Origin of the sequence: Anaerosacchariphilus polymeriproducens (genome assembly GCF_003363435.1) — a bacterium.
GTDB classification, from domain to species: Bacteria; Bacillota; Clostridia; order Lachnospirales; family Lachnospiraceae; genus Anaerosacchariphilus; species Anaerosacchariphilus polymeriproducens.
This window is the reverse complement of sequence record NZ_QRCT01000034.1, coordinates 311,215-322,253: the sequence shown is the minus strand read 5'-3', so window position 1 is coordinate 322,253 and position 11,039 is coordinate 311,215. Positions and strand designations below refer to the sequence as shown.

Sequence of the window (11,039 nt, the reverse complement as noted above, 5' to 3'; positions counted from 1 at the left end):
TATAAAGATATCATACAAGGAAAAATGAAATGAAAGCAAATGGAAGTGTTTTTAAATTTGGTGACAATGTCGATACTGATGTAATAATACCAGCGAGATATTTAAATTCTTCAGATCCAGGTGAATTAGCAACACATTGTATGGAGGATATTGATAAAGAGTTTGTTAATAAAGTAAAACATGGTGATATCATAGTAGCGAGTAAGAATTTTGGATGCGGTTCTTCAAGAGAACATGCACCAATTGCAATTAAAGCAGCTGGTATCAGTTGTGTTATTGCAGAAACATTTGCGAGAATTTTTTATAGAAATGCGATTAATATCGGCTTACCTATTATTGAATGTAAAGAAGCAGCAAATGGTATTGAAGCAGGTGAGGAGGTAGAAGTAGACTTTGACAGTGGTATAATTTTTAACAAAACAAAAGGTACAAAGTTCCAAGGACAGGCGTTTCCAGAATTCATGCAGAAAATAATTGCTTCAGAAGGACTTATAAATTATATTAATCAAAAATAGAAAAAGTTTTTATTGTAATTTTTCAACAAAAAAGGTATGATATATTTAAGATACGCAGAATGCGTTCCTGACACAGGAACGCTTTTTTGTGGATTGTATCATAATATAATATGAATGAAAGGATAGGTGGTTTTGTGTCTGGTGAGCCTAGTCATAGGATGCGATTAAAGGAAAAAACAGAATAAAAATAAAGAACAGGTACATAGACATTATCCTGTTCTTTATGGATAATTGAAAGGAGCTATGTTACCATGATTAAATTTTTTAGAACAGTAAATGGTGTGATTGAACAAATAAACGAGCAGTGTGATGGATGCTGGGGAGCACTCATTAATCCGGTAGAAGCTGAATTAATTAAAATTTCAAAAGAGAATAAAATTGAATTAGAAGATTTAAAAGCAGCTTTGGATGAGGAAGAACGTTCAAGAATCCAGATAGAAGATAATTATACAATGATTCTTGTAGATATACCTGCAATTGAAAAACGAAATGATAAAGACTGGTATGTCACAATACCGATGTCTATTATTTTGACGAAAGAAGCTATTTTTACAGTTTGTCTGGAATCAACACCGGTTTTAGATATATTTATGGGTTCAATGGTTCGGAATTTTCATACGCATATGAAAACAAGATTCATTTTACAAATTTTATATAGAAATTCTACATTATATCTTCAATATTTACGTAGTATCAATAGAAAGAGTGAAGAAGTAGAAAAAAAATTACATGGTTCTACAAAAAATCAGGAATTAATTGAGTTATTGGAACTTGAAAAGAGTTTAGTATATTTCACAACATCACTTCGATCAAATGAAGTGGTTTTGGAAAAATTATTAAAAACTGAGAGTATAAAAAAATATCCTGAGGATACTGATTTGTTGGAAGATGTTATCATAGAGAATAAACAGGCAATTGAGATGGCTAATATTTATAGTGGGATTTTAAGTGGGACAATGGATGCATTCGCATCTGTTATTTCTAACAATCTAAATATAGTAATGAAATTTTTAGCTACCATTACTATCGTAATGTCAATTCCAACTATGATTTTTAGTGCATATGGAATGAATGTAAAAAACACTGGAATGCCTTTTTCTAATAGTGTATTTGGATTTGCATTTGTAATATTATTTTCTTTAATATTAAGTTTGGCAGTTGCTTTTCTTTTTTCAAAAAAGAATTTATTTTAAAACTAGAAAAGCATAATATAAATTTATGATTTTTTGATTTAAGAGACTGGATTTTTGATTCAGTCTCTATTTTTTTGCTTAGATATATTATAATTAACTAGAAATATGAAAAAAGATAAATAGGACATTTTATCTTTCTTTTACGTATATGGATAGGAATTATTTTATGAGATATAATAGTAATTAATTCGCGAATTACCTATATTTATCAAGAGATTGTGAAAATTATGTTCAAATTTTAAGGTATTATTGTATAAAGAAATAAGACAATATAGTTTAATTTCTAAATTTAACGACTTTAATATCATAAATTATAATAAAGTATCATATTACATTTGGTTAACTGTTTCGTACAAACATTAATTTAATGCTTAAAATGAGTATATCCTGATACAAAAATGTCATACTAGACAAATAAATAACAAAAAAATGAGCATTTATCTTGTATTTTTTGAAAAAATGTCTCGACAAAATAAATTTAGTATGATAGAATATCCACATAAGTAATTAGCATGCAAACAATAAACTAGCAAACAATAATGATAAAATATTGGAGGAATAATCTATGAGTGAAATTAAGAAACTAAAATATTTTGTAGATGGACAATGGCTTGAGTCTATGACAGAAAAATATATGCCTGTTTATAATCCAAGTACAGGTGAAGTACAAGCAGAAGCTCCTTGTTGTACTCAAGAGGAAGTAGATGCTGCAATTGATTCAGCGGCTAAAGCTTTTCCATCTTGGTCACAAACACCTGTTACTAAAAGAGTTCAAATTCTATTTAAATTTAGAGATCTTCTTGATAAGCATTTTGATGAGTTAACAGAAATTTGCGCAAGAGAGCATGGTAAAAACTGGAACGAATCTGCTGGAGATATTGCAAAGGTCAAAGAACCAATTGAAGTTGCATGTGGTATGCCAAATTTAATGATGGGTGAATCATTAATGAATACTTCAACAGGTTATGATACTGTAATGTATCGTGAACCACTTGGTGTATTTGCCGGTATTGCACCTTTTAACTTCCCAGGAATGATTCCTATGGGCTGGATGGTTCCTTTCTGTGTAGCAACAGGGAATACAATTGTTATCAAAGCTTCCTCTGTAACACCGATGACAGCTATAAGATGTGCTGAACTTTGGCAGGAAGCCGGACTTCCGGATGGAGTTTTAAACATAGTTACATGTAGTCGTAATGAAGCTGAAATTTTCTTGAAGCATCCAAAAATTAAAGGGGTAAGTTTTGTAGGAACAACAAAAGTTGGTTTACACATTTATTCAACAGCTGCTGCACATGGAAAACGTGTACAAGCTCAAACAGAAGCAAAAAATCATGCTTTAGTATTAGAAGATTGTGCTTTAGAGCGTACGGTTAGAGGTATTATTAATTCATCATTCGGTTGTGCAGGAGAACGTTGTATGGCTCTTCCTGTAGTAGTGGTTCAAGAAAACATTGCAGATGAATTTGTAGCATTATTGAAAAAATTATCAAGTGAATTGAAAATTGGACCTGCTTATGACAAAGCAACACAATTAGGACCGGTTGTTTCTGCTGCACATAGAGAAAATGTTACAAAGTGGATTGAAAAAGGAATTGAAGAAGGTGCCGAATTGGTTCTTGATGGTCGTAAAGTAACAGTAGAAGGTTATGAAAATGGATTTTATATGGGACCAACAATTTTTGACCATGTAAAACCTGGTATGACAGTTGGAGATGAAGAAATCTTTGGCCCAGTTGTTTGTATTAAGAGAGTAAAAGATTTTGAAGAAGGTATTACAATCATGAATGATAATCCATTTGCGAATGGTTCCATTATTTATACACAAAATGGTTACTTTAGTCGTGAATTTGCGCGTAGAACGCATGGAGGTATGGTTGGAATCAACGTAGGGATACCAGTTCCGGTAGGAGTGTTCCCATTCTGCGGACATAAAGATTCATTCTTTGGAGATCTTCATTGCTTAGGAAAAGATGGAGTTCGCTTCTTTACTGAAGTAAAAGCAGTTACAACAACTTGGTTTGATGAAAAAGAAAAGAAAAATAAGAATATTGATTCTTGGGATGGTACAATTTAATAGATTAACTATTTATGGGGCTGGCGCACTAAGTAATTTATTAGTGCACAGCACCTTTTTTGTGAAAAAATATAACAGTCAGACTTTGAGAATCTGACTGTTGGTTGAATACTAAAATTCCTTGTTTTTAACATGCAAATGTTTTGGCTTTTTCAAAATCTTCTTGAATTGCTTTTTCAGGCGCTTTAGTTAATAGAGAAACAATAAATATAAATAAACAAGAAATTATAAAGGATGGAAGTAACTCATATATATCAAAGAATCCTCCAAGTGGACGTATATAAATTTTCCAAATGAATACGGATAATCCGCCTGCTAACATACCTGCAATCGCACCTTGTCGATTGGTACGTTTCCAAAATAATGAAAAAATCATAATTGGACCAAATGTAGCACCGAATCCTGCCCAAGCAAATGAAACGATTGTGAAAATTACACTATTTTCATCAAGAGCAATAATTACACCAATTAATGCTACGATTGCGAGTGTAATGCGTGATACATTCATTATTTGTTTTTCTGTCGCATCTTTTTTTAGAATTCCCTGATAGATGTTTTTTGAAAAAGCGGAAGCCGCAATTAAAAGATACGAATCTGAAGAACTGATTGTTGCAGCTAGAATACCAGCCATAACCAAGCCTGCACCAATGGAAGGTAATAAGTTGGAAGAAAGTAAAATAAATATATTTTCAGAAGCACTTTGTGTCGTTAATGCTGTAGGATAAAGTGTTCTTCCAATTAGACCAATGCATACAGCGGCAATCATAGAAATGACAGCCCATGTTGTAGCAATTCTTCTTGATTTTTTCAATTCATCAGCTTTTCTTATTGCCATAAAACGTAATAAAACTTGTGGCATTCCAAAATAACCAAGTCCCCAAGACATTGTCGATAATATTGTTAAAAACCCATATACTTTAGCATTTTCAAAAACCGGAAGGTTATTGGCAATTTGTTGTGCACCACTTTTTAAAGAAGGTGAGGCTATTCCAAAGAATTCAAAAAATCCAGGGATTTTTTTTATATTATTTAATACAGCATTTGGGCCTCCTGCTTCGATTGTAGCAATAACTAAAACTGCAGTAAGAGCACATATCATAACAATACTCTGCATAAAATCCGAAGCACTTTCTGCTAAGAATCCACCTAAAATAGTATAGATAATAACAAAAATCACACCTGCAATCATCATACTGTGATAGGAGAATCCAAAAAGTGTATGAAATAATTTACCACAGGTAACAAAACAGCTCGCAGCATATACAGTAAAGAAAATAAGTATGAATAAAGATGAAATTGTCATAATTACTTTCTTTTTTTCATGAAAACGATTACTGAAATAGTCTGGGAGTGTTATGGAATTACCGAAAACAGTTGAACTGCGACGCAGTCTTTTAGAAATAATCAGCCAGTTAATATAAGTACCGAGTCCTAAACCTAATGCAGTCCAAAAAGCATCTGCAAAACCGCACCAGTATGCAACTCCTGGAAGTCCCATTAGAAGCCATCCACTCATATCAGAAGCTTCAGCACTCATGGCAGCAACCCATGGACCAAGACTTCTGCCACCTAGAAAATATTCTTCAGAATTTTGATTAGCCCTTTTCGCAAAATAAATTCCGATGCAGATAACTACCAGCATATATAAAAGCATGGTAATCAGTATTTTAATTGTATCAATGTTCATGATTTCCTCCTCAATAAAGTATTATTTTAAATGTAAATACTTATCAATTATAAAGGAAACGATAAATTAGTACAAGAAGTATTATAAAATTGGGAAAAATAAATGGTTATTTTGTGTTTTAACCATTCATATATTTATAAATAAAAAAGCAAGAGATAGATTAATTATGAGAAGAATTATTTGTTGTTTCATAACCTTTTTCATTATGATTGGTGGTTTAAATGCCCCTTTTTTGAAGAATTCTATGATTGTTCCGTTTAAAACTGATTATAAAGAAAATATAAAGCCAAAGGTAGTTCTGGTCAAAAACAAAGAAGGTATAAAGGATGAAAACAATTCTATGAAAGAGAAAGATTTATATGCCAAATCTGCTGTTTTATTAGATGCTGATAGTAATCGAGTGTTATACAATAAAAATGGAGATCAGGTTTTGCCAATGGCAAGTACGACAAAGATTATGACTTGCATAGTAGTTCTTGAAAATTCGAAACCGGATGAGATCGTTAAAGTATCCCAATATGCTTCTTCGATGCCGGATGTTCAATTGAATATAAAAGAAGGGGAAAAATATTATATAAAAGATCTGTTATATTCTTTAATGTTAGAATCTCATAATGATACTGCTGTAGCTTTAGCCGAACATGTAGGAGGTACGGTTGAAGGATTTGCAGATTTAATGAATAAAAAGGCGAAAGAAATAGGTTGTAAACATACCTATTTTATAACGCCTAATGGTTTAGACAAAACAGACAAAAATGGTACTCATTCAACAACGGGTATAGATTTGGCAAGAATAATGTCATACTGCATTAAAAAATCACCGAAAAGTAAAGAATTTTTAAAAATTACAAGAGAGCCCAACTATTCTTTTGCTAGTGTAGATGGAAAACGATCCTTTACCTGTACAAATCATAATGCATTCTTGAGAATGATGGATGGTGCATTGTCAGGAAAAACAGGTTTTACAAATGATGCAGGTTATTGTTATGTTGGATCTTTAAGAAAAGATAAGAAAACGTTTGTTGTTGCTTTACTTGCATGTGGATGGCCAAATAATAGGACTTATAAATGGAAAGATACGAAAAAATTAATGAATTATGGATTGAGTAATTATGATTATAAAAAATTCCAAGATATGAAATTAGATAAGAAAGAATTGAAACCAGTAATAGTAAAGAACGGACAGACAAAAGAAATAGATGATATAGCAACTACGAATGTTAGAGTAATAGAAAATAAAAAACAGAAAAAAGACAATAAGGCTGGAATATTATTAAAAAAAGATGAAAATGTTGAAATTCGTTATGATATAAAAGATGAAGTTGAAGCTCCAATTGAAGAAGGCGATAAAGTAGGGACTGTAGAATATCTGGTAGACGAAAAAGTTTGGAAGACTTGTTCTGTAGTAGCAATGAATGGTGTAAATAAAATTGACTTTGAATGGTGTTATAAGAAAGTGATGAGAAAGTTTTTAATTGGGAATTTCATTTAGGGGTGGTATAAAGATTGTGTTAAGGTTTTGGAATATTTATTGAATTCAAAAAATTGTGGAGTTATAATGCACTTTAGTTTTTAGAAATAAAGACTAAAGTGCATTATAAGTCTGATATAGAATGGTAGAGGATGAGGCATAAATTGTCTAAGTTTTATATAATATGTAAGAATTAGGAACTAAATTTTAATAATATGTGCATTGTTTTTTGTGGATAATTGAAATATTATAAAAGGAAATTACTTGTTGACATAGACAAAGAGGTCAGAAATTGGGAATCCGGTTTCGGACCTTTTTCTATTAAAAAATGAAATTTTTAGGAGGTATTTCAATGAGAAAAAAAATGTATAGACTATTATGGATAGTATTTTTATTAATTTTACTGGAAGGATGTAACATAAAACCTGATACAGAACAAACAATTGAAGATAAATCAAATAATAATGATATGACGGATCTAAATATATTTATTGGAGCAGGTCTGAAGAATTCTATGGAAGAAATCAAATTATTATATAATAAAAAGAATCCTGCTGTAAATATTTTGTTTAATGCTGACAGTTCCGGAAAATTACAGTTACAAATAGAAGAAGGAGCAGAGTGCGATTTGTTTTTTCCGGCTTCCATTGATAAAATGCAGGCATTAGAGGAGAAAGGTTTGATAAAGAATGATTCAGTCATTAATTTATTAACAAATAAGGTGGTCCTAATTAAGCCTAAAGGCGAAAAAACTGCAGTGACTGGTTTTGAAACGATTACGAAAGCAAAAAATATTGCTTTAGCAGGGGAAGAAGTACCCATTGGTGAATATTCAAGAGAAATATTTAAAAACCTAGGGATTTTTGATGATGTAATGCATATGGAGATCAATCAAGGAGCGAATGTCACGGAAGTACTTACATCGGTTAGTGAAAAAAGTAATGAGATTGGTGTGGTTTATGCAACCGATGCAAAAATAGCATCAAAATCAGTTGAAATAATTGCAACTGCATCCGAAGGTTTATTAGATAATCCAATTATTTATCCTGTTGGACTGGTTAAGAAGGAAAACGCTGACGTGAAAAAAACAGAAGCAGCAAAAGACTTTCTTCAATTTTTAGTTTCTGATGAAGCAGTAGAAATTTTTGAAGATTTTGGCTTTATTAAAAAATAATTATTCAATGGATACTTTCTGTGAGGTGATGGCTTTGGATGAAATGTTAAAAACAATTGATTTTAGTCCTTTAATAATATCTTTAAAAACTGGTATTGTATCTACGATTATAGGCTTTTTTCTGGGAATTTATGCAGCATATTCTGTAATGAAAGTCAGTAAACGAATGAAATGGGTATTAGATAGTATTTTTACTCTTCCATTAGTTTTACCACCAACAGTATCAGGTTTTCTTTTGCTGATGTTATTCAGTCTAAAACGTCCTTTAGGAAAATTGCTTTATTTTAATTTTAATATTAAATTTGTTCAAACGTGGCCAGGTTGTGTGATAGCAGCCTGCGTTATAGCGTTTCCATTAATGTATAGAAACACTAGAGCTGCATTTGAACAAATTGATTTAACAATTATTTATGCTGCAAGGACATTAGGAATGCCGGACTTTAAAATATTTTGGAAAGTAATTATGCCAATGGCAGCACCCGGGATTCTGAGTGGAACTATATTAACATTTGCAAGATCTATTGGTGAGTATGGAGCAACATCGATGTTGGCAGGTAATATATTAGGGAAGACGCAGACGATAGCATTAGCAATAGCATTAGAATCTGCGTCAGGAAGATACAATAAGGCCGGATTTTGGGTAATATTAATCCTAATTGTTTCTTTTATTATTATAACGGTCTTAAACAAAGTATCTAGTAGATATTCTGTAGTTGGGAAGAGGTGGAGATGATTGTGTTAGAAGTTGATATTAAAAAGAAAATGGGGAGTTTTAATTTAAAGGTATCGTTTCAATCTACTTGCAAATGTATGGGGATTTTAGGTGCATCTGGATCTGGAAAAAGTATGATTTTAAAATGTATAGCAGGTATTGTAGAACCTGATGAGGGAAGAATAGTCCTTAACGGTGAGGTTTTTTTTGATTCTAATGATAAGATTAATAAATCACCACAGAATAGAAAGGTAGGATATTTATTTCAAAATTATGCATTATTTCCAACTATGACAGTATTAGAAAATATTAAAACTGGAATAAAGGGAAATAAAGAATATAAAAGAGAGTTAGTAAAAGAACAAGTGAGACTTTTTCATTTGGAAGGTTTAGAAAAAAGATATCCGGAACAATTGTCCGGAGGCCAGCAACAACGCGTTGCCTTAGCAAGAATCATGGCATATCGTCCTCAGATAATTATGTTGGACGAGCCTTTTTCTGCAATTGATAGTTTTTTGAAAGATATTCTACATAAAGAATTATTAGAAATTTTGAAAAATTTCAATGGGAATAGTATTTTGGTATCTCATAGCAGGGATGAAGTCTTTAAATTTTGCAATTCTTTAACTATTATGGATGAAGGAAGAATCACAGTTTGTGGTAGAACGAAAGACTTATTTAATAATCCGCTAAGAGTAAACGCTGCAAAAGTAACAGGTTGTAAAAATATTTCGAAGATTAGAAAAGTAAATAACTATGAATTAGAAGCTTTAGAATGGGGCGTACTGTTAAAAACAAATCAAGTAATAACTGAGAAAATTACACATGTGGGTATAAGGGCAAGACATTTATTGACTGTCGATCAGAAAAAAGAAAATACTATGAAAGTAGATTTTTTACATTATGCGGAATCCCCTTTTGATGTTCAATATATGTTTCGAAATTCAATGAATGATTTAACAAAAGAGATATGGTGGATAACATCAAAGAAGCAGTTTCATACAATACTTCAGGATATTCCTAAGTATATACAATTTCCGGCAGAGAGACTTATGTTATTAGAATCATAATTAAAAAAGTTATCTATGTATTTGTGCAGAACAAAGCCTAATTTATTTTTTAAAATGTAATATTTTCATATAGTGTCTGATTTTATACTAAAAAATTTACAAAAGGAAATTAAATTCAAAGATGTTTTTATAACATTTTGTGTATTGTAACAATAGATAAGAAAGAATAGAATAAATGCATAGAATCAAATACCTATTCAACTAAGGCGTTGTAAAGATAACTTTTACAGCGTCTTTTTTATAACCGGTTAATGAAGAAAAAGGGTTCTAATTAAAAACTAACTAATAATTAATTTAAATGAGGAGGTAAAGAATATGAGACAGGTTGCAATTTATGGAAAAGGCGGAATTGGAAAGTCTACTACTACACAGAATTTAACTGCAGGATTAGCAGAAATGGGAAAAAAAATTATGATAGTAGGATGTGATCCGAAAGCAGATTCTACACGTTTGATATTAGGAGGTCTGGCACAAAAAACAGTGTTGGATACTCTGAGAGAGGAAGGGGATGATATTGATCTTGATTTGATCTTGAAAAAAGGATATGGCGGAATTAAAGGAGTAGAATCAGGAGGACCAGAACCAGGTGTTGGCTGTGCTGGTCGTGGTATTATCACTTCTATTAACTTGTTGGAACAACTTGGTGCTTATGATGAAGATTTAGATTATGTATTTTATGATGTTTTAGGAGATGTTGTCTGCGGAGGATTTGCAATGCCAATTCGTGAAGGGAAAGCACAGGAGATATATATTGTTTGTTCCGGTGAAATGATGGCTTTATATGCAGCTAACAATATTGCAAAAGGAATACAAAAATATGCTACGACAGGAGGAGTAAGACTAGGAGGGTTGATTTGTAATTCAAGAAAGGTTGAAGGAGAAGAAGAACTTGTAAAAGCTGTAGCCAAGGAAATTGGAACACAGATGATTCACTTTGTACCACGTGATAAAGCAGTACAAAAAGCAGAGATTAATAAAAAAACAGTAATAGATTTTAGTCCTCAAGAAGCTCAGGCAGATGAATATAGGGCACTTGCTAAAAAAGTTGATGAAAATGATATGTTCGTTATACCAAAACCTATGCCAATAGAAAGATTAGAACAGATTCTAATGGAACATGGAATTATGGATTAATTTAAG

The 11,039-nt window shown here is 31.6% G+C and carries 9 protein-coding genes; 8 read left to right on the top strand and 1 reads right to left on the bottom strand.

The window, feature by feature from the left end; translation table 11 throughout:
• Positions 1 to 29 precede the first annotated feature (29 nt).
• From leuD to DWV06_RS12405, 3 genes are all read left to right on the top strand, one after another.
• On the top strand, positions 30 to 515 hold the full coding sequence (gene leuD / locus DWV06_RS12415; RefSeq protein ID WP_115482494.1) for a 3-isopropylmalate dehydratase small subunit: 486 nt from the start codon (positions 30 to 32) through the stop codon (positions 513 to 515).
• Between the two features lie 251 nt (positions 516 to 766).
• Entirely contained in the window at positions 767 to 1,708 is a 942-nt protein-coding gene (locus DWV06_RS12410; RefSeq protein ID WP_115482493.1) for a magnesium transporter CorA family protein, read from the top strand.
• Between the two features lie 565 nt (positions 1,709 to 2,273).
• Positions 2,274 to 3,785: a CoA-acylating methylmalonate-semialdehyde dehydrogenase gene (locus tag DWV06_RS12405; RefSeq protein WP_115482492.1), complete on the top strand. Its 1,512-nt coding sequence runs from the start codon at positions 2,274 to 2,276 to the stop codon at positions 3,783 to 3,785.
• Between the two features lie 127 nt (positions 3,786 to 3,912).
• Here DWV06_RS12405 and putP read toward each other — a convergent pair whose 3' ends face one another.
• Complete coding sequence (gene putP, locus DWV06_RS12400; protein WP_115482491.1) at positions 3,913 to 5,472, bottom strand: sodium/proline symporter PutP; 1,560 nt, start codon at positions 5,470 to 5,472, stop codon at positions 3,913 to 3,915.
• A 166-nt stretch (positions 5,473 to 5,638) separates the two neighbouring features.
• Here putP and DWV06_RS12395 point away from each other — a divergent pair, with 166 nt between their 5' ends.
• The 5 genes from DWV06_RS12395 (at position 5,639) to nifH (ending at position 11,033) form a co-directional block, all read left to right on the top strand.
• Positions 5,639 to 6,964, top strand: a complete 1,326-nt coding sequence (locus tag DWV06_RS12395; RefSeq protein WP_235828958.1) for a D-alanyl-D-alanine carboxypeptidase family protein — start codon at positions 5,639 to 5,641, stop codon at positions 6,962 to 6,964.
• 331 nt (positions 6,965 to 7,295) lie between these two features.
• The gene (gene modA / locus DWV06_RS12390) at positions 7,296 to 8,117 is read left to right on the top strand and encodes a molybdate ABC transporter substrate-binding protein (protein WP_115482490.1); all 822 of its coding nucleotides are present in this window, start codon (positions 7,296 to 7,298) and stop codon (positions 8,115 to 8,117) included.
• A gap of 25 nt (positions 8,118 to 8,142) precedes the next feature.
• Complete coding sequence (gene modB / locus DWV06_RS12385) at positions 8,143 to 8,850, top strand: molybdate ABC transporter permease subunit (protein ID WP_408608160.1); 708 nt, start codon at positions 8,143 to 8,145, stop codon at positions 8,848 to 8,850.
• Positions 8,847 to 9,899 (top strand): sulfate/molybdate ABC transporter ATP-binding protein, encoded by a 1,053-nt coding sequence (locus DWV06_RS12380; protein ID WP_235828957.1) that lies wholly within the window; start codon positions 8,847 to 8,849, stop codon positions 9,897 to 9,899. The genes modB and DWV06_RS12380 overlap by 4 nt, the downstream gene beginning before the upstream one ends.
• A 288-nt stretch (positions 9,900 to 10,187) precedes the next feature.
• Positions 10,188 to 11,033 carry a nitrogenase iron protein gene (gene nifH / locus DWV06_RS12375; RefSeq protein WP_268877876.1) on the top strand — a complete coding sequence of 282 codons (846 nt, stop codon included), beginning with the start codon at positions 10,188 to 10,190 and terminating at the stop codon, positions 11,031 to 11,033.
• Positions 11,034 to 11,039 lie beyond the last annotated feature (6 nt).